This window comes from Erwinia sp. GW821-FHT03D09 (genome assembly GCF_059420805.1).
Genome location: NZ_JBWKUK010000004.1, coordinates 66,022 through 84,788, shown reverse-complemented (window position 1 = coordinate 84,788; position 18,767 = coordinate 66,022). Strand labels below are relative to the sequence as shown.

Sequence of the window (18,767 nt, the reverse complement as noted above, 5' to 3'; positions counted from 1 at the left end):
AGAGAGTATGTTACGTGTAATTGACACGGAAACCTGCGGCCTGCAGGGTGGTATTGTCGAAGTGGCATCGGTGGACGTGGTCGATGGACAGATTATCAACCCGATGAGTGACCTGATCTCCCCGGATCGTCCTATCAGCCGACAGGCGATGGCCATCCATCGAATCACCGAAGAGATGGTGCTCGGTAAACCTACCATAGAACAGGCGGTGGGGCGTTATCAGGGTAGTGCTTATTATGTGGCGCATAACGCCAGCTTTGATCGTCGGATGCTGCCGGAAATACACGGCGAGTGGATTTGCACCATGACGCTTGCCCGCCGCCTGTGGCCCGGCCTCAAGTACGGAAATCAGGCGCTGCGCGATGCGCTGAATCTTGAGGTGATTACCCCATCCGGCCTGCACGCGCACCGGGCGCTGTACGACTGCTACATCACCGCTGCGCTGCTGGTCCATATCATGGATACCAGCGGCTGGGACGCAGCGGAGATGGTCCGCCGAATGCAGACTAAAGGTCTGGAAAGCGCGTTTCCGTTCGGTAAATATCGTGGACAAGCCATTGATTCCGTGGCGAAGAAAGATCCGGGATATCTGCACTGGATGTTGAAAAACATCCCGGATCTTAAGCCCAATCTGCGTATTGCCATGCAGCGGGCCTTAGGCATAGATGATTAGTGAGCAGAACTGCTGGTGAGCGTGCCGTTCGCCAGCCCAATCAGAAACGCGTACTCCAGCGCCACCTCTTCCCACACTTTATAACGGCCTGATTTACCACCGTGTCCGGCATCCATATCGGTATGCAGTACCAGCAGGTTCGCGTCCGTCTTCAGTTCCCGCAGTTTTGCCACCCATTTGGCCGGTTCCCAATACTGCACCTGCGAATCATGCAGGCCGGTCGTGACCAGCAGATGCGGGTAGTGCCGGGCTGTGACCTGGTCGTACGGGCTGTACTGCTTAATGTAGTGATAATACTGCTCGTCGTTGGGGTTACCCCACTCGTCATATTCCCCGGTGGTCAGTGGAATACTCTCGTCCAGCATGGTGGTGACCACATCAACGAAAGGTACCTGTGCCACCACGCCGTGGAAGCGTTCCGGTGCCATATTGATCACCGCTCCCATCAGCAAGCCCCCGGCGCTGCCGCCCATAGCGTAAAGCCTGGACGGATCGCCATAGCCTTTTTCCACCAGTGCATCGGTGATATCGATAAAGTCGTAGAACGTGTTCATCTTATTCAGCAGACGGCCATCATCGTACCACTGCTGACCCATTTCACCGCCGCCGCGAATGTGGGTTAAGGCGAAGACGAAGCCGCGGTCCAGCAGGCTGAGCCGGCTGGCGCTGAAATCGGGGTCCATGCTGCTGCCATACGAGCCGTAGCCGTAGACCAGCAGCGGGTTGCTGCCGGGGCGATAGCTGTCCTTGCGATACACCAGCGATACCGGTACGTCAACTCCGTCACGCACGGTAATCCAATGACGTTCACTGCGATAATGACCGGCATCAAACCCTTTTACTGCCGTCTGCTTCAGCACCTGCCGCTCGCCGCTGTCCATATCCACTTCATAGAGCGTATCCGGCGTGGTCATTGAGGAATAGCCATAGCGCAGTTTGCCAGTTTCCGGCTCCGGGTTATGGCCCAGCCAGGTGACGTAGGTCGGATCGTCAAAGGCAATCGCCCGATCTTCCCCACTCTGCCAGTTAATCTGGCGCAGGCGGGTGAGGCCGCGCTGGCGCTCTTCCACCACCAGCCAATCGCGGAACAGCGAGTAGCCTTCCAGCACGATATCCGCACGCGGCGCAATAATCGCCTGCCAGCTGTTTTCATCAACGGTGTCGGTGCGATAGAGGCCGAAGTTTTTACCGTCGCGATTCGAACGCAGATAAAAGTGCTGCTGATAGTGATCGACGCTGTATTCATGGTCTTTGCGGCGCGGACTGAACAGGACCGGTTCTGCATCCGGCACATTCGCATCCAGCAGCAGAATTTCACTGGTGGTGCTGCTGTTCAATGAGATCGCAATAAACTGCTCGGAGGTGGTTTTATACAGGCCAACGTAGAAGGTATCGTCCAGCTCCTCATAAACCAGCCGATCGCTTTCCTGCGTGGTGCCCAGCGTATGTCGCCATACCTGATAAGGCAGCAGCGTCTTCGAATGCTTGCGCACGTAGTAAAGCGTTTGCGAGTCATTCGCCCAGGTCATCCCCGCCGTTACGCCTTCCAGCACGTCGTCATAGACGCGCTCGTCGTGCAGGTTGCGGAAATGGATGCTGTAAATGCGGCGCGAGAGAAAATCTTCAGCCAGCGCAAGGATCTGGTTATCACGGGTAATCGCCAGGCTGCCGAGCGCATAGAACTCACTTTCTGCTGCGCGTTGATTAGCATCAACCAGCGTTTCCCACTGCTCGGGTGTAGCGGTTTCCGCTGGCTGGCGGCTATAAATGGCGTACTCGTTGCCCTCTTCATAGCGGCTCTGGTAGCGATAGCCATTTTTTACATAGGGAACCGACTGATCACGTGGCGGGATGCGATCGACGATTTCCTGCAACAGCTCCGCCTGAAGCGCCTTTTGTGGCTCAAGCAGTTTGTCGCCGTACTCATTCTCTTCCTGAAGCCACGCAATAATCTCCGGATCTTCCCGTTGATCATCGCGCAGCCAGTAATAGTTATCGCAGCGCGTGTCACCGTGCTGAGTCATCACATGGGGGACTTTCTTTGCTTTTGGTGGTGTCATGATATTTTCATGGTTGCTGTGCCTGCCTGTAAGACTGGCAGTAAGATGCCTGATTGCCAATAGCAGACGGCACGACCGGTGGAAAATTAGCCTTTATTTTGAGTCGATAGTCGCCATGGCATTCCTGGCTATGGGAGTTGTGAGGTGAAACTTTTGTTTCTACCTTTGTATTGCCGACTTTTTTAAGGAGCTGAAATGGCCTTTGCAAGAAATCCGTTATTTATAAATACCATTTTGCTGGGTGAGTCCCCCGAACAAAAACTACAGGCAGCCTTTCAGGCCGGTTTCAATCAGGTTGAGCTATGGCAGCAGGACGTAGAGGCCGCAGGAGCCGGTCTTCACGGACTGCAAAACGTGCTGAGAGATCTCCCGCTGGCGCTGACTGATTATCAGGTGCTGTTGGATTTTGATGGCGCCCCGGACGCGCTGCGAAAGGATAAGTATCAAGAGGCCGAAAAAATGATGCAGGCGGCCTGTCTTCTGGGGGCGTCAACGTTGCTGGTTCCGGCTTCAACCGATAGGCGCTGCCAAGCTGAGAGGATAGAGGAAGATCTGCGCTGGCTGGCAGATCGGGCACAGCAACGAGGGCTGAGCATTGCCTATGAAGCGATGGCCTGGAGCTGCATAATAAACAATACCGTAGATGCATGGCAACTGATTAAAAAAATAGATGCCCCCAACCTCGGGCTGGTCGTGGATGCTTTCCATATTTTTGTTCGCCAGCGCAGTGTTAATGACCTGGCAGGCATACCGGTGGAAAAGATTTTCCTGGTGCAGCTTTCCGATCTGGCGCAACTGCCAGTAAAGGGAAAACTGGTGGAAACAGCTCGCCACCACCGCCTGTTACCCGGAGAAGGCAATTTCCCTTTAGCTACCCTGTTGCAGCATCTGCATCAGATTGACTATCGCGGGCCGTTGGGGCTTGAGGTATTCAATGACGATCTTCATCAGGCAGATCCTGTGAAAACCGCGCGCAGGGCAATGCATGCACTTAGCCAACTGCTGGCATCGCAGTGATGCCTGCCCTCGGGAATCACACCGCGCGCAGTTTACCCTCAGCTTCGGCCGTTTCATCTTCTGATGCAGCCGCCTCTTCCGGCATCTTACCGGTGCGCAGAATGTGCTGCAGCGCATCTTTGTTTTCGGCAAGATACAAGCCCAGTGCTTCACCCTGCTGCTCATCAAGCGCAAGCGGACTGGTGGTCAGCCATTCAGAAAAAACTTCGGCCATATCGAGCATTTTGTCGTAGGCATCGGCTTCTTTTTTGCTGGCAAACGTCATCTTTTCCTCACCTTTTCTGACGACTACGTATTGAATTTCAACAGCCATAATTTTCTTCTCGCTATACTGTGTTTATATACAGCCTATCACTGAAGCGGATTTGACTCAAGTTTAGCGTTCAGGATGAATACGCAAACGTTTTCGTTTATACTGCGCGCGTTTTTTTCCATTCAATCAGGTAGAGATTATGACGACTCTTGGAACCGCACTGCGCCCACAGGCGACCCGCGTAATGCTGTTAGGATCAGGTGAACTGGGCAAGGAAGTGGCGCTGGAATGTCAGCGTCTTGGCGTGGAAGTGATCGCAGTCGATCGCTATGCCGATGCCCCTGCCATGCACGTTGCCCACCGCAGTCATGTGATCAATATGCTTGACGGTGCCGCACTGGCCGAACTGATCGCTCGGGAAAAACCGGACTTCGTCGTGCCCGAAATCGAAGCCATCGCCACCGACATGCTGGTTGAACTGGAAAAACAGGGCCAGCATGTAGTACCTACCGCACGCGCGGCGAAATTGACCATGAACCGTGAAGGCATCCGCCGCCTCGCCGCTGAAGAGCTGTCGTTACCTACTTCAAGCTACCGCTTCGCCGACAGCCGTGAAGCATTCTTTGCCGCCGCCGATGAAATTGGCTTCCCGTGCATCGTTAAGCCAGTCATGAGTTCTTCCGGTAAAGGTCAGAGTTTTATCCGCGAAGCTCCACAGCTGGAAGCGGCCTGGGAATATGCCCAACAGGGCGGCCGCGCCGGTGCGGGCCGGGTGATTGTTGAAGGCGTGGTGAAATTCGATTTTGAAATCACCCTGCTGACTATCAGCGCCGTTGACGGCGTTCATTTCTGCGCCCCGATCGGTCACCGCCAGGAAGATGGCGACTACCGCGAATCCTGGCAGCCGCAGCAGATGAGCGATCTGGCACTGCAGCGCGCGCAGGATATCGCTCGTAAAGTCGTTGAAGCCCTCGGCGGACGCGGTCTGTTTGGCGTGGAACTGTTTGTGTGCGGTGATGAGGTGGTGTTCAGCGAGGTTTCCCCTCGCCCACACGATACCGGTATGGTGACGCTGATTTCGCAGGATGTTTCCGAGTTTGCCCTGCATGTTCGCGCGTTCCTCGGCCTGCCGGTTGGGGGGATTCGTCAGTACGGACCGTCTGCATCTGCCGTTATTCTGCCTCAGCTGGACAGTGATAATGTTCAGTTCGGTAATTTGCAGGCGGCAGTCGGTGCCGGTTTGCAGGTTCGTCTGTTCGGTAAACCGGAGATCCGCGGTCAGCGCCGTCTTGGCGTGGCACTGGCGACCGGTGCGGATATTGATGACGCGGTGCAGCGTGCGGTTGCTGCGGCGGCTGGCGTGAAAGTTAGCGGGTGATTTAACGTTACCTGCGTGGGCTGGGACAGTAGTGTTAATGCTGGCTGGTGGTTCCCCCGTTCGGGCGGGTCCTCGCACCACCCTATGTGGGACGCAGGTCATCCGAGTTGCATAGAGGATGCGCCCCGGGCGCCACAGCCACAGCCACAGCCACAGCCACAGCCACAGCCACAGCCACAGCTACAGCTACAGCTACAGCCAGCCAAATAGCGCGTTTCCCCACATATAAAAAAGCCGCGATCCCAACGAGATAGCGGCCTCAAATTTATAACCTGATGCCAGGCAAACAACGTGTTTACCGTAGCCCACTGCCTTGCATCAGCGTGCGCCAGCCACCGCTTCCTGCGCCAGACGGGTAATACGATCGTAATCGCCCGCTTCCAGCGCATCGGCAGGCACCAGCCATGAGCCGCCAATACACAGCACGCTCTTCAGCGCCAGATAGTCACGGTAGTTTGCCGGGGAAATGCCTCCGGTCGGGCAGAAACGCACCTGCGGGAATGGCCCACCAATGGCCTGCAATGCCTTCACGCCGCCGTTAGCTTCAGCCGGGAAAAATTTAAACTCACGCAGGCCGTAGTCCAGCCCGGTCATCAGTTCTGATACGGTGCTAATACCCGGAATCAGCGGTACCGGACCGTCTACCGCGGCGCGCAGCAGCGGTTCGGTCAGACCCGGGCTGATAACGAACTGCGCGCCGGCATCGGTGACTTCCTTCAGCTGCTGTGCATTCAGCACCGTACCCGCACCAACGATCGCCTCCGGCACTTCTCGCACCATCGCTTTCAGTGCATCCAGAGCACACGGGGTACGCAGCGTCACTTCCAGAACGCGCACGCCACCGGCAACCAGCGCTTTAGCCATGGGTACCGCGTGTTCCAGCTTACTAACGACAATCACCGGAACAACCGGGCCGGTGGTCAGGATCTGTTCTGCGCTTGTTTTCCAGTTACTCATCAATAACCTTCTCCTGTCTGACCTGCCATCCCTGTCATGCAGAGCGCAGGCATAAATGACGCCGGGTGTCAGGAATTCTGTCTGTGGGCATTACCATACCGCAGAATCAGCGCCAGCGTCCAGGCTTGATTTTAATTTTTAAAATGGCGGTTCATTTTTATTGAATGCGAATTTTAAGTAAAAAAAAGCCCGCCGAAGCGGGCCTTATAGCAACAATCAATTATTCGATTTCATTCCAGGAACGGCCATCGCGCGTAATCATCGCTACGGAGGCAACCGGCCCCCACGTACCCGCCTGATACGGCTTAGGTGCATCTTTGTCGGCAGCCCAGGCTTCCATAATGGAGTCAACCCACTTCCAGGCTTCTTCCACTTCATCACGGCGCACAAACAGTGCCTGAATGCCGCGCATTGTCTCCAGCAGCAGGCGCTCATAGGCATCCGCCAGATGTGACTGGTTGAAGGTTTCAGAGAAGCTCAGATCCAGCTGGGTGGTTTGCAGATTGTGTTTATGATCCAGACCCGGAACCTTGTTCAGGATCTCGATTTCTACACCCTCGTCCGGCTGCAGACGGATAGTCAGCTTGTTCTGCGGCAGCTCAGGCCAGGTATCTTTGAACAGGTTCAGCGCCGGGTTTTTGAAATACACCACCACTTCAGAGCACTTGGTCGGCAGACGCTTACCGGTACGCAGGTAGAACGGAACACCGGCCCAACGCCAGTCATCAATATCCACACGGATTGAAACGAAGGTTTCAGTACTGCTCTGCTTGTTCGCGCCCTCTTCTTCCAGGTAGCCAGGCACTTTTTTGCCCTGAACGAAACCGGCGGTGTACTGACCACGTACGGTCTTCTCACGCACGTTGGTCTGATCGATGCGGCGCAGGGAGCGCAGCACTTTCACTTTCTCATCGCGGATACGGTCAGCGGACAGATCGGCCGGCGGTGACATGGCGATCATGGTCAGAACCTGCAGTAGGTGGTTCTGGATCATATCGCGCATCTGGCCCGCTTTATCGAAGTAGCCCCAACGGCCTTCGATACCCACTTCTTCCGACACGGTGATCTGCACGCTGTCGATGGTGCGGTTATCCCAGTTGGAAGCGAACAGGGAGTTGGCGAAGCGCAGCGCCAGCAGGTTAAGAACCGTTTCTTTACCCAGGTAGTGGTCGATGCGGAATACCTGGCTTTCTTCGAAGTATTCACCAACCTGGTCGTTGATCTCCTGGGAGGTCACCAGCGAGGTACCTAATGGTTTTTCCATGACCACGCGAGCAGGCTTGGCGTTAAGTTTCGCCTGGCCCAGCCCCTGACAGATTGCGCCGAAAGTGCTTGGCGGCATAGCGAAGTAGTTGATGGTCACACGTTTTTTCTGGTCAAGCATTTTGCCCAGACGCGGGAAATGGCTGCTGTCATTCACATCCAGGTTGCAGAAATCGAGTCGGCTGCTGAGTTTATCCCACAACGCTTCATCAATTTTTTCCTTCATGAAGGTTTCCAGCGCTTCACGCACGACTTTGGTATAGGCTGCTTTGTCCCATTCCGCACGGCCTACGCCGATAATGCGTGATTCTTCATGGATCTGGCCCGCTTTTTCTAACTGGTACAGAGAGGGCAACAGTTTCCGGCGCGCCAGGTCGCCCTTGGCGCCGAAAATCACCAGATCGCATGCCTGGGCTGTTTGTGTAACCGCCATTTCATTCTCCTCGTTGCAGGATTAGACTGTCCATGTAGGTTCCGTAGTTGGACAGATCTTATTGTAATTTTATTTCAACACACTGTACTTCGTTTGCCCGGCCCACGTAAACCAGGTGAGGTGACTCTGGCACAATGTATTCAATTCGATGGCTAAATAACTGGCAAAACCAGCCCGTCTGCGTCTAAGCTTTGCGTAATAAACCATCAGTTCTGATGTTGTTATTACCGTTCTGAAAACCTGACACAGCTCAAACTATGGTAAAAAATGTAAAGATTTATCTTTATGCTACTGCCGTCTTTACCGTAGCGCATTGTATATTCTCTACAAAATGACATCGATTTCTCCTTTGATTGAAATCGTCAGAATGTATGAGTGATTAGTCCTATGAATATGCTGGAAAAAATTCAATCCTGCCTGGAAAATTTGAGCAAATCCGAGCGCAAAGTTGCCGTCGTTATCCTTGATTCCCCTACCACCGCGATGCATTCCAGCATTGCTCTGCTGGCAAAAGCCGCAGGCGTCAGCGAACCTACCGTAAACCGCTTCTGCCATCGACTGAACACCAAAGGCTTCCCGGACTTTAAACTCCTGCTGGCGCAAAGCCTGGCCAACGGCACGCCGTATGTCAGCCGTAATGTTGAACAGGAAGATAGCGTAGAGTCCTATTCCGGTAAAATTTTCGAGTCGGCCATGGCCGGGCTGGATCGGGTGAAACAGAGTCTGGACACCAGCGCCGTCAATCGTGCCGTCGATTTACTGACTCAGTCAAAGAAAATCGCCTTTTTTGGTTTGGGTGCGTCGGCAGCCGTGGCACATGATGCGATGAATAAATTTTTTCGCTTCAATGTGCCAGTGATCTATTCCGATGATATTGTGATGCAGCGCATGAGCTGCATGAACAGCAATGAGGGAGATGTGATGGTGCTGATCTCCCATACCGGGCGCACCAAATCAATGGTTGAGCTGGCAAGACTGGCACGGGAGAATGACGCCACAGTGGTGGCGATTACCTCGCCTGACTCGCCGCTGGCGCGTGAAGCGACGCTGGCGCTGACCCTTGATGTACCGGAAGACACCGATATTTATATGCCGATGGTTTCACGCCTCGCGCAGCTAACGCTGATCGATGTGCTGGCCACCGGTTTTACCCTGCGGCGCGGCGCGAAGTTTCGCGATAATCTGAAACGGGTAAAGGATGCATTGAAAGAGTCGCGTCTGGAAAAGGAAGGCCAGGTTAACATCAGTCATTAGCAGTTTTACTTAGTAACGACGATGAAGGTTCGGAATTATCCGTTCCTTATCATATACCCAGAGATAAAACCTGGTAGTGCTTGCACTTGCAACACCACACTAAAAGTCAACGGAGTTATACATGTCAAGACGTCTCAGAAGAACCAAGATTGTAACCACACTGGGGCCTGCTACGGATCGCGATAATAACCTTGAGAAAATCATCGCAGCAGGTGCCAATGTCGTTCGTCTGAACTTCTCACATGGCACAGCGGAAGATCACCAGAAACGCGCAGACAGCGTTCGCGCTATTGCCGCTAAACTTGGCCGTCACGTTGCCATCCTGGGCGACCTGCAGGGACCGAAAATTCGCGTTTCCACGTTTAAAGAAGGCAAAGTCTTCCTGAATATCGGTGAGCGCTTCCTGCTGGATGCCAGCCTGGGTAAAGGCGAAGGCGACAAAGAAAAAGTCGGCATCGATTACAAAGGCCTGCCTGCTGACGTGGTGCCTGGCGATATCCTGCTGTTGGATGACGGCCGCGTACAGCTGAAAGTGTTGGAAGTTCAGGGGATGAAAGTCTTCACCGAGGTGACCGTCGGTGGCCCGCTTTCCAACAATAAAGGCATTAACAAACTGGGCGGCGGCCTGTCAGCCGAAGCGCTGACTGAAAAAGATAAAGCCGACATCCTGACCGCGGCGCAGATCGGCGTAGACTATCTGGCCGTATCCTTCCCTCGCTGCGGTGAAGACCTGAACTACGCTCGTCGCCTGGCGCGCGAAGCAGGCTGTGAAGCGAAGATTGTCTCTAAAGTGGAACGTGCTGAAGCGGTTGCCACTCAGGAAGCCATAGATGACATCATCCTCGCCTCCGACGTGGTGATGGTAGCAAGGGGCGATCTGGGCGTTGAGATTGGCGATCCGGAGCTGGTCGGTATTCAGAAAGCGCTAATCAGCCGCGCACGCCAGCTTAACCGTTCCGTGATCACCGCCACTCAAATGATGGAATCGATGATCACTAACCCAATGCCAACCCGCGCAGAGGTCATGGACGTGGCCAACGCCGTCCTGGATGGTACCGATGCGGTTATGCTGTCCGCGGAAACCGCGGCGGGTCAGTACCCGGCTGAAACCGTGTCTGCAATGGCAAAAGTGTGCCTGGGCGCGGAAAAAGTGCCAAGCATCAACGTTTCCAAGCACCGTCTTGACGTGCAGTTCGATAACATCGAAGAAGCGATCGCCATGTCCGCGATGTACGCCGCTAACCACCTGCAGGGTGTGACGGCGATTATTACCATGACCGAGTCTGGCCGTACCGCACTGATGACCTCGCGCATCACTTCAGGTCTGCCAATCTTTGCGATGTCCCGCCACGAAAGCACCCTGAATCTGACCGCTCTGTATCGCGGCGTGACCCCGGTGTTCTTCGACAGCCACAACGACGGCGTTGCCGCCGCGCACGATGCGATTAGCCTGCTGCGCGAGAAAGGTTTCCTGGTTTCCGGTGACCTGGTCATCGTTACCCAGGGTGACGTGATGAGCACCACCGGCACCACCAACACCAGTCGCGTGCTGCGCGTAGAGTAATCTCCCGCTCGCTGCAGAATCACTACAGGGCCTGGCAACGGGCCCTTTTCTATATCAGCTGCAGTCTCACGGCATTCAACTGTTATGCTGCATAACGACCACCTGCTGACTAACCAGCTCGCCTCTTATCCCACAGCTCGCACATCAGCACATCAGCACATCAGCACATCAGCACATCAGCACATCAGCACATCAGCACATCAGCACATCAGCACATCAGATCAACATTCGAAGGCATCTGAAACACCGACAACCCGACCAGTCTATTTTTAAGATAATTCATAATTGTGCAGCGTAAACTCTTAAAAATGAGATAGATTAGCGAGCCGCTCAAGCGGAGAATGCATTCACAATTTACTGGAAGGAGCCAGCATGGCGTCATTTACTCCTATGTCGAGTCTTACACCGCGACATTTGATTTTTCCTCTGTCGCTGGTGCTGTTTGAATTCGCCACCTATATCGCTCATGACATGATCCAGCCGGGCATGCTGCTGGTCACTGAAGAATTTAGCGTCGGTCCGGAATGGGTTTCGGCGTCGTTAACCGCCTATCTAATCGGCGGCATTACGCTGCAGTGGCTGCTCGGCCCGCTGTCGGACAAGCTGGGCCGCCGTCCGGTAATCCTCAGTGGCGTCGCATTCTTTATGCTGACCTGTATGGCAACGCACTGGGTGCAAAGCATCGAGCAGTTTGTGCTGTTGCGATTCCTGCAGGGCACCAGCCTGTGCTTTATCGGCGCGGTGGGATACGCCGCTATTCAGGAAGCCTTTGATGAAGCGCTGAGCGTTAAGATGATGGCCCTGATGGCGAATGTCGCCCTGCTGGCTCCGCTGGCTGGCCCGCTGGCGGGGGCGGCATTCCTTGAGTTCAGCGACTGGCGCACCATGTTCTGGTTGTTTGGCGCACTGACGGCGATATCGCTGGTTGGTTTGTGGCTGACGATGCCTGAAACTTCCGGCGATCCCCAGATGTCACTGTCGCTGCCGTCGCTGGCGAAGGGTTATGCGGTGCTGGTAAAAGACCGCCAGGTGATGAGCGGTTCGCTGGCTATCGGCCTGGTGACTATCCCCTGCCTTGCATGGGTTGCGCTGTCGCCGGTGATCCTGATCCACGATGAGGGGCTGACGCGTATGGATTATGCGCTGCTACAGCTGCCGGTGTTTGTGGCGATGATTATCGGTAACCTGACGCTGGGCAAGCTGGCCTCACGCCTGCCGATCGATAAGCCGCTGCGGTTGGGTGCCTGGCCTATTCTGCTGGGGCTAACGATTTCTACCGTTGCCACGCTTATTGATAACCACAGTTATCTGTGGCTGACCGCCGGTCTGAGTGTTTACGGATTTGGCACCGGGCTGGTGAATGCAGGCCTGTACCGTCTGACGCTGTTCTCCAACGACTCAGGTAAAGGCAGCGTGGCGGCGATGCTCGGCATGGTCAGTATTCTGGTGTTCGCGCTGGGGATTGAGCTGGCGAAATTTGCCTACTTCAGCGACGGATCTCGGGCGTTCAGCCTGGTGAATCTGGCCTGTGGCGTTATCTGGTTCCTTCTGGTACGGGCCTTCCTGCGCGAGTGGCAGCGTCGCTCCACGTTAGTCGCGCACTGATCATCACTTTTAGTGCAGCCTGTCGCTGAAAGCTTGCAGGCTGGCGCATAAAAAAGCCGCTGTCCATAAAGGATTGCGGCTTTTTTTACCAGTCGCGGCCTGACGTCAGCCGCAGTCAACATGCTATTTCTTAGGATACAGTTCCTGACGATCGTAGGGCTCTGTTTCACCCGGCCTGCGGGTTTTCAGCAGCTTCAGAATCCAGGTGTACTGTTCCGGATTCGGGCGAACAAAGATTTCAACTTCTTCATTCATTCGCCGCGCCAGCGTCACATCGTCAGCATCCAGCAAATCGTCCATTGGCGGACGTAGATGAATGGTCAGACTGTGGCTCTGACTGTCATACACCGGGAACAGCGGCACCACTTTCGCGCGGCACACCTTCATCAGGCGACCAACGGCGGGCAGCGTGGCTTTGTATGTGGCGAAGAAATCAACGAATTCGCTATGCTCCGCGCCGTGATCCTGATCGGGCAGATAATAACCCCAGTAACCCTGCCGTACCGAGCTGATGAACGGTTTGATACCGTCGTTGCGCGCGTGCATACGGCCACCAAAGCGGCGGCGTACCCGGTTCCACACATAGTCCATCACCGGATTACGCTGATTGTGGAACATCGCGGCCATTTTCTGCCCTTCCGAAGCCAGCACCATGGCCGGGATATCCACCGCCCAGCCGTGCGGCACCAGGAAAATCACATTCTGCTGCGCCTCTCGCAGCTGGTCGATCAGCTCGCGGCCCTGCCAGTGAATACGCGGCTGAACCTTGTGCGGACGTAGAGCCAGCTCCGCCATCATCACCATTGATTGTGGTGCGGTCGCGAACATCTCATCAATTATTTTCTCCCGCTCTGCCTCCGAAACCTCCGGCAGGCAGTAAAGCAGGTTGATCTGCGCACGGCGGCGTGCGCTGCGGGCCAGTTTACCGGCCAGACGTCCCAGCAAACCCAGGACCGGATCGCGTAAACGGGGAGGAACCACAGCAATCGCAGCAAAGGCACCTACCGCCAGCCAGCTGCCCCAGTAGCGAGGTTGTAAAAAGGATTTCTTAAAAACGGGAATAAATTCAACGTGACTTTTTTTTATGTTTTCCATGCACCGGCCTCTACAATAACGGGCTAATGATAGTGCTGGCAGGTATTTTTGCAATGCATTAACCTGGAATTTTCCGGTAAAAGGCCAGTATTCAGACCGCTTTTATCCGTATTTTCTGCACTCCGGCAATAAAAAAGCCGATGGACTGTGTGTTCCATCGGCTCTGTAAAGCAACAGTGGCCCCTACTTGAAGCGCAGCTGCGGCACCACTTCGCGGACCTGAGCCAGATAGTCGCTACGCTCTTTACCCGCCAGGCCTTCCATCCGCGGCAGCTTGGCCGTTAATGGGTTAACCGCCTGATTGTTAATCCAGATTTCATAATGCAGGTGCGGGCCGGTTGAACGGCCGGTACTGCCTGAAAGGGCAATGCGATCGCCCCGTTTCACTTTCTGGCCCGGTTTGACCAGCAGTTTCTTCAGGTGCATATAACGGGTCATATACTGGCGGCCGTGACGAATCGCCACGTAGTTGCCGGCACCGCCGCTGCGCTTGGCGACGATCACTTCACCATCACCCACTGCCAGCACCGGAGTGCCCAGTGGAATAGCAAAATCGACACCTTTGTGCGGCGCGACGCGTCCAGTCACCGGATTCATGCGGCGCGGATTGAAGTTAGAAGAAACGCGATACTGCTTAACGGTCGGGAAACGCATAAATCCGCGTGCCAGACCGGAACCGCTGCGGTCGTAAAACTTACCGTCTTCGGCACGGATGGCGTAATAATCTTTATCGCCGCTGCGCATGCGCACGCCCAGCAGCTGACTTTGCTCGCTCTTGCCGTCCAGCATTTCGCGGGACATCAGCACGGAGAACTTATCGCCCTTGCGCAGCTTGCGGAAATCCATCTGCCACTGTAGTGACTTGATCACCGCACTGATTTCCGCGCTGGTCAGCCCGACCGCTTTGGCACTGGTCACGAAACTACCGTTGACTTCACCGCTCAGTACGTTGTTTTTCCACTCCCCTCTCTGCATTTCAGCAGAAGATTTAAAACTATCGCCTGAGCGATCGTAAGTGCGGGTTTCACGGCGGGAGACTTCCCAGGTCAGACGCTGCAGCTGCCCATCGTCGGTCAGCGTCCAGGAAAGCTGCTGCCCGATTTGCAGGTTACGCAGGTCTTTATCACTTTTCACCAGCTGGGTAATGTCCGACATATCAATGCCGTACTGGTTAAGAACGCTGCTTAAGGTGTCGCCAGTAGAGACCACGTAATCATGCGTCCCGGCTTCATCCGGTACATCCTGATCGATCTCATCTTTTGGCGTGTCATCATCTGGTGAAGGCGTATCCTGGTCGATGGGTTCACTGGCTTCGGGAAGCAGCGTACGCAGTTCGTTTTTATCCAGTTCGATTGTTTTAACAATCGGGCTTTCTGTGCCAGGATGATAGGTGTGAGGCCGCCAGACAGTGACGGCCAGAGTAACGACGGTAAGTGACCCCAGCATGATGCGGTGAGGTCGGGGTAAGTTATTGAACGCCATGGCGACAGCGCGGGCTATCTGCTGCAATTAAGTCTTCCTCTATTCTCCTTTCAGGCAGCTCGTATACTGGCTGGACAGCTGTGAGAGGAATTTCACATAGCTGTCTCGTGCTGGAGTGATGTCAGTACCAAGAGGATCAAGTGTGCCTGAACGCACGCTGGTTCCTCTGGCTACCGCATCGATCACGGCTGGCCTGAATTGTGGTTCAGCAAAGACGCATGTGGCCTTCTGCTCAACCAACTGTGTTCGTATTTGATGTAAACGCTGTGCGCCGGGTTGGATCTCAGGATTGACGGTAAAATGACCCAGTGGAGTCAGCCCGTAGTGTTTTTCAAAGTATGTGTAAGCATCGTGAAAAACGAAATATCCTTTCCCTTTTACCGGGGCCAGCTGATTACCAATTATTGCATCGACAGACGCCAATTCTGACTCAAAATGCTGCAGGTTGGCATCTAGTTTGTCCTTGCTTTGCGGCATAAGTTCCAATAATTTTGCGTGAATTGCAACCGCAGTTTTCTTAGCAATCTCCGGTGACATCCACAGGTGCATATTGTATTCACCGTGATGGTGGTGATCGTGGTCATGTGCCTCGCCGTGAGCATGGTCTTCATGCTCCTCTTCTTCCTCTTCCCCACCCTTCAGCAGCAGCGAATGGACGCCGTCAATGCGGCCCATTTCAAGGTTCTTTTGTGGCGGCAAACCGGCGGCCATTTTAGCCATAAATGCTTCCATTTCAGGGCCAACCCAAACCACTAAATCCGCGCCCTGCATGCGTTTTACATCCGATGGACGTAATGCATAATCATGCTCTGATGCACCATCAGGTAGCAGAATTTCTACAGGTGTGACACCATCAGCAATCGCGGACGCAATAAAGCCAACTGGCTTAACGGAAGCCACAACGGCCGCCTGTGCTGGAAGCGCAAAATAAGCAGCAACGCCAAGCCCGGCAAGTGCTGAAAAGAGACATGATTTTTTATGTAACATAATGATTCAATCCATCGTGATAAGCTGGTGGGTTGTGATATTATAACATCATAAAACTTCTGCAATCGTAATCGACATGTCATCCCTGATCTCCCTTGAAAATGTAGCTGTGAACTTTGGTCAACGCCAGGTACTTTCCGATGTTTCGCTGAAACTGGAACCCGGGCGAATTCTGACCCTGCTGGGCCCCAATGGCGCAGGAAAATCAACGCTGGTGCGCGTAGTGCTTGGTCTGATTGCGCCCAGCTCCGGTTCGGTGCATAAACCTGTCGGCCTGCGCATCGGCTATGTCCCGCAAAAAATCCACCTTGATGTCACTCTGCCGCTGACGGTGGACCGCTTTATGCGCCTGCGCCCAGGCGTGAAGCGAGAGGATATTTTGCCCGCCTTAAAACGCGTACAGGCTTCGCACCTGTTGAGCTATCCGCTGCAAAAACTTTCCGGTGGTGAAACCCAACGCGTGCTGCTGGCGCGGGCGCTGCTGAATCAGCCGCAGCTGCTGGTGCTGGATGAACCCACCCAGGGCGTTGACGTTAACGGCCAGGTTGCCCTGTACGACCTGATCGATCAGCTACGCCGCGAGCTTAACTGCGGCGTATTAATGGTTTCGCACGATCTTCATCTGGTGATGGCCAAAACCGATGAGGTACTGTGCCTGAACCACCATATTTGCTGCTCCGGTACACCTGAAGCCGTTTCAAAACATCCGGAATTTATCTCCATGTTTGGCCCGCGCGGCGCTGAGCAGCTGGCCATCTACCGCCATCACCATAATCATCGTCACGACTTAAAGGGACGAATCATTTTACGTAAGGGACCCGGTCGTTATGATTGAACTGTTGTTACCCGGCTGGCTGGCGGGCATTTTACTGGCGCTGGCCGCGGGGCCGCTGGGCTCGTTTGTGGTCTGGCGTCGCATGTCTTACTTCGGCGATACGCTGGCCCATGCTTCTCTGCTCGGTGTGGCTTTTGGCCTGCTGCTCAACGTCAGCCCGTTTTATGCCGTGATTGCGGTGACATTAATCCTGTCGCTGGTGCTGGTCTGGCTGGAACGTCGCCCCCATCTGGCAATTGATACCCTGCTCGGGATTATGGCGCACAGTGCGCTTTCTCTCGGTATGGTGGTCGTCAGCCTGATGTCGGACGTTCGTGTTGATCTGATGGCCTATCTGTTTGGCGATCTGCTGGCGGTCACCCCGGCCGATTTATGGACCATTGCGGCCGGCGTGGCGGTGGTACTGATTGTCCTGGGCTGGCAGTGGCGCGCTCTGCTGTCGATGACTATCAGCCCGGAAATGGCTCAGGTGGATGGCGTTAATATCCAGCGCAGCAAACTGATCCTGATGCTGGTGACCGCACTGACCATCGGCGTAGCGATGAAATTTGTCGGCGCGCTGATTATTACTTCACTGCTGATTATCCCCGCGGCCACGGCACGCCGTTTTGCCCGGTCACCGGAGCAAATGGCCGCGTTTGCCATCGTGGTCGGCATGCTGGCGGTCACCGCCGGGCTGACCTTCTCGGCGTTTTACGATACGCCTGCCGGTCCGTCGGTGGTACTCGGCGCGGCATTATTGTTTATTCTGAGCATGGTGAAAAAACCGGCGGTCTGAATATCCGGTAAATGTGCAGTACCGTTCTCTCATCCCGATTGAGCCGCCAAAAAAACAGCCCCGAAATGTCAGACATTCCGGGGCTGTGATGATTCTTCCGCAGGCAAGCCTGAATCAGATAGCTTTCTCAGACTTCGCGATCGATGCCAAAATGCTTATAGGCGTGCTGTGTCGCCATACGTCCGCGCGGGGTGCGCTGAATAAAGCCCTGCTGGATCAGATAGGGCTCCAGCACATCCTCAATCGTTTCACGCTCTTCGCCGATAGCCGCGGCCAGATTATCCAGGCCAACCGGTCCCCCGGTAAACTTATCGATAATCGCCAGCAGCAGCTTACGGTCCATATAGTCGAAGCCTTCGCTGTCCACGCTCAGCATATCCAGCGCGCGTGAGGAAACTTCGCCGGTCATCTCGCCGTCGGCTTTCACTTCGGCGAAGTCGCGAACACGGCGCAGCAGGCGATTGGCAATACGCGGCGTGCCTCGGGCGCGGCGGGCAATCTCCAGCGCACCCTCTGGGCTCAGCGGCAGCCCCAGGCAGGCAGCGCTGCGGCTGACAATGTGCTGCAGATCTTCAACGCGGTAGAACTCCAGACGCTGCACAATGCCGAAGCGGTCGCGCAGCGGTGAGGTTAGCGAGCCTGCGCGGGTCGTTGCACCGATCAGAGTAAAGGGCGGCAGATCCAGCTTGATCGAACGTGCGGCCGGGCCTTCTCCAATCATGATATCCAGCTGGTAATCTTCCATCGCCGGATACAGCACCTCTTCCACCACCGGAGAGAGGCGGTGGATTTCATCGATGAACAGCACGTCGTGCGGTTCAAGGTTGGTGAGCATTGCGGCCAGATCGCCCGCCTTTTCCAGCACCGGACCGGAAGTGGTGCGCAAATTCACGCCCATCTCATTGGCAACGATATTGGCGAGTGTGGTTTTACCCAGCCCCGGCGGGCCGAAGATCAGCAGATGATCGAGCGCATCGCCGCGCATCTTCGCGGCCTTGATGAAAATTTCCATCTGCTCGCGCACCACCGGCTGCCCGACATACTCTTCAAGCAGTTTGGGGCGGATAGCGCGGTCAATGACCTCTTCTTCGGTGATAACCCCGGCGGAGACCAGGCGATCGGCTTCAATCATG

At 54.9% G+C, this 18,767-nt stretch carries 16 protein-coding genes; 8 read left to right on the top strand and 8 right to left on the bottom strand.

Going from position 1 to position 18,767, the window contains the following annotated elements; genetic code table 11:
• Positions 1-7 precede the first annotated feature (7 nt).
• A complete protein-coding gene (gene exoX / locus AC07U6_RS04945; protein WP_494762944.1) occupies positions 8-673 on the top strand; it encodes an exodeoxyribonuclease X in 666 nt (221 codons plus the stop codon).
• Here the strand turns inward: exoX and AC07U6_RS04940 are convergent.
• The gene (locus AC07U6_RS04940; RefSeq protein ID WP_494762945.1) at positions 670-2,733 is read right to left on the bottom strand and encodes a S9 family peptidase; all 2,064 of its coding nucleotides are present in this window, start codon (positions 2,731-2,733) and stop codon (positions 670-672) included. The two genes, exoX and AC07U6_RS04940, sit on opposite strands and share 4 nt — an antisense overlap.
• Before the next feature lie 195 nt (positions 2,734-2,928).
• Between AC07U6_RS04940 and AC07U6_RS04935 the strand changes: the two genes are divergently transcribed.
• The gene (locus tag AC07U6_RS04935; RefSeq protein WP_494762946.1) at positions 2,929-3,750 is read left to right on the top strand and encodes a sugar phosphate isomerase/epimerase family protein; all 822 of its coding nucleotides are present in this window, start codon (positions 2,929-2,931) and stop codon (positions 3,748-3,750) included.
• Positions 3,751-3,766: 16 nt separating this feature from the next.
• Here the strand turns inward: AC07U6_RS04935 and AC07U6_RS04930 are convergent, their stop codons facing one another.
• Positions 3,767-4,063 (bottom strand): YebG family protein, encoded by a 297-nt coding sequence (locus AC07U6_RS04930; RefSeq protein WP_105594249.1) that lies wholly within the window; start codon positions 4,061-4,063, stop codon positions 3,767-3,769.
• Positions 4,064-4,202: 139 nt separating this feature from the next.
• Here AC07U6_RS04930 and purT point away from each other — a divergent pair, with 139 nt between their 5' ends.
• Positions 4,203-5,381: a formate-dependent phosphoribosylglycinamide formyltransferase gene (gene purT / locus AC07U6_RS04925; RefSeq protein WP_494762947.1), complete on the top strand. Its 1,179-nt coding sequence runs from the start codon at positions 4,203-4,205 to the stop codon at positions 5,379-5,381.
• A 318-nt stretch (positions 5,382-5,699) separates the two neighbouring features.
• Here purT and AC07U6_RS04920 read toward each other — a convergent pair whose 3' ends face one another.
• Together AC07U6_RS04920 and zwf are read right to left on the bottom strand one after the other, a co-directional pair.
• Positions 5,700-6,338 carry a bifunctional 4-hydroxy-2-oxoglutarate aldolase/2-dehydro-3-deoxy-phosphogluconate aldolase gene (locus AC07U6_RS04920; protein ID WP_494762948.1) on the bottom strand — a complete coding sequence of 213 codons (639 nt, stop codon included), beginning with the start codon at positions 6,336-6,338 and terminating at the stop codon, positions 5,700-5,702.
• Positions 6,339-6,558: 220 nt separating this feature from the next.
• Positions 6,559-8,034 (bottom strand): glucose-6-phosphate dehydrogenase, encoded by a 1,476-nt coding sequence (zwf, locus tag AC07U6_RS04915; protein WP_205064346.1) that lies wholly within the window; start codon positions 8,032-8,034, stop codon positions 6,559-6,561.
• 387 nt (positions 8,035-8,421) lie between these two features.
• On the opposite strand from zwf, the gene AC07U6_RS04910 reads away from it, so the two are divergent.
• The 3 genes from AC07U6_RS04910 to AC07U6_RS04900 all read left to right on the top strand — a co-directional run bounded on the left by AC07U6_RS04910 (position 8,422) and on the right by AC07U6_RS04900 (position 12,457).
• A complete protein-coding gene (locus tag AC07U6_RS04910; protein ID WP_494764502.1) occupies positions 8,422-9,288 on the top strand; it encodes a MurR/RpiR family transcriptional regulator in 867 nt (288 codons plus the stop codon).
• A gap of 121 nt (positions 9,289-9,409) precedes the next feature.
• Positions 9,410-10,852 (top strand): pyruvate kinase, encoded by a 1,443-nt coding sequence (gene pyk, locus AC07U6_RS04905; protein ID WP_494762949.1) that lies wholly within the window; start codon positions 9,410-9,412, stop codon positions 10,850-10,852.
• 372 nt (positions 10,853-11,224) lie between these two features.
• Positions 11,225-12,457 (top strand): MFS transporter, encoded by a 1,233-nt coding sequence (locus AC07U6_RS04900; protein ID WP_494762950.1) that lies wholly within the window; start codon positions 11,225-11,227, stop codon positions 12,455-12,457.
• Positions 12,458-12,580: 123 nt separating this feature from the next.
• Here the strand turns inward: AC07U6_RS04900 and lpxM are convergent, their stop codons facing one another.
• The 3 genes from lpxM to znuA form a co-directional block, all read right to left on the bottom strand.
• The gene (gene lpxM, locus AC07U6_RS04895; RefSeq protein ID WP_494762951.1) at positions 12,581-13,552 is read right to left on the bottom strand and encodes a lauroyl-Kdo(2)-lipid IV(A) myristoyltransferase; all 972 of its coding nucleotides are present in this window, start codon (positions 13,550-13,552) and stop codon (positions 12,581-12,583) included.
• Between the two features lie 183 nt (positions 13,553-13,735).
• Positions 13,736-15,061, bottom strand: coding sequence for a murein DD-endopeptidase MepM (gene mepM, locus AC07U6_RS04890; RefSeq protein ID WP_494762952.1), 1,326 nt, complete (start codon positions 15,059-15,061; stop codon positions 13,736-13,738).
• Positions 15,062-15,073: 12 nt separating this feature from the next.
• A complete protein-coding gene (gene znuA, locus AC07U6_RS04885) occupies positions 15,074-16,021 on the bottom strand; it encodes a zinc ABC transporter substrate-binding protein ZnuA (RefSeq protein ID WP_494762953.1) in 948 nt (315 codons plus the stop codon).
• A 76-nt stretch (positions 16,022-16,097) separates the two neighbouring features.
• Here znuA and znuC point away from each other — a divergent pair, with 76 nt between their 5' ends.
• Together znuC and znuB are read left to right on the top strand one after the other, a co-directional pair.
• A complete protein-coding gene (znuC, locus tag AC07U6_RS04880; RefSeq protein WP_494762954.1) occupies positions 16,098-16,856 on the top strand; it encodes a zinc ABC transporter ATP-binding protein ZnuC in 759 nt (252 codons plus the stop codon).
• A complete protein-coding gene (znuB, locus tag AC07U6_RS04875) occupies positions 16,849-17,634 on the top strand; it encodes a zinc ABC transporter permease subunit ZnuB (protein WP_494762955.1) in 786 nt (261 codons plus the stop codon). Before znuC ends, znuB begins: the two co-directional genes overlap by 8 nt.
• A 127-nt stretch (positions 17,635-17,761) precedes the next feature.
• On the opposite strand, the gene ruvB is transcribed toward znuB, so the two are convergent.
• Entirely contained in the window at positions 17,762-18,766 is a 1,005-nt protein-coding gene (ruvB, locus tag AC07U6_RS04870) for a Holliday junction branch migration DNA helicase RuvB (RefSeq protein ID WP_494762956.1), read from the bottom strand.
• Position 18,767: the final 1 nt, after the last annotated feature.

Bases quoted from the DNA above. Each gene is read 5' to 3' on its own strand.
- lpxM (WP_494762951.1), bottom strand. From the start codon at position 13,552: ATGGAAAACATAAAAAAAAGTCACGTTGAATTTATTCCCGTTTTTAAG.
- AC07U6_RS04930 (WP_105594249.1), bottom strand. From the start codon at position 4,063: ATGGCTGTTGAAATTCAATACGTAGTCGTCAGAAAAGGTGAGGAAAAG.
- AC07U6_RS04940 (WP_494762945.1), bottom strand. From the start codon at position 2,733: ATGACACCACCAAAAGCAAAGAAAGTCCCCCATGTGATGACTCAGCAC.
- znuC (WP_494762954.1), top strand. From the start codon at position 16,098: ATGTCATCCCTGATCTCCCTTGAAAATGTAGCTGTGAACTTTGGTCAA.
- pyk (WP_494762949.1), top strand. From the start codon at position 9,410: ATGTCAAGACGTCTCAGAAGAACCAAGATTGTAACCACACTGGGGCCT.
- zwf (WP_205064346.1), bottom strand. From the start codon at position 8,034: ATGGCGGTTACACAAACAGCCCAGGCATGCGATCTGGTGATTTTCGGC.
- znuB (WP_494762955.1), top strand. From the start codon at position 16,849: ATGATTGAACTGTTGTTACCCGGCTGGCTGGCGGGCATTTTACTGGCG.
- AC07U6_RS04920 (WP_494762948.1), bottom strand. From the start codon at position 6,338: ATGAGTAACTGGAAAACAAGCGCAGAACAGATCCTGACCACCGGCCCG.
- znuA (WP_494762953.1), bottom strand. From the start codon at position 16,021: ATGTTACATAAAAAATCATGTCTCTTTTCAGCACTTGCCGGGCTTGGC.
- purT (WP_494762947.1), top strand. From the start codon at position 4,203: ATGACGACTCTTGGAACCGCACTGCGCCCACAGGCGACCCGCGTAATG.
- ruvB (WP_494762956.1), bottom strand. From the start codon at position 18,766: ATGATTGAAGCCGATCGCCTGGTCTCCGCCGGGGTTATCACCGAAGAA.
- AC07U6_RS04910 (WP_494764502.1), top strand. From the start codon at position 8,422: ATGAATATGCTGGAAAAAATTCAATCCTGCCTGGAAAATTTGAGCAAA.
- AC07U6_RS04935 (WP_494762946.1), top strand. From the start codon at position 2,929: ATGGCCTTTGCAAGAAATCCGTTATTTATAAATACCATTTTGCTGGGT.
- exoX (WP_494762944.1), top strand. From the start codon at position 8: ATGTTACGTGTAATTGACACGGAAACCTGCGGCCTGCAGGGTGGTATT.
- AC07U6_RS04900 (WP_494762950.1), top strand. From the start codon at position 11,225: ATGGCGTCATTTACTCCTATGTCGAGTCTTACACCGCGACATTTGATT.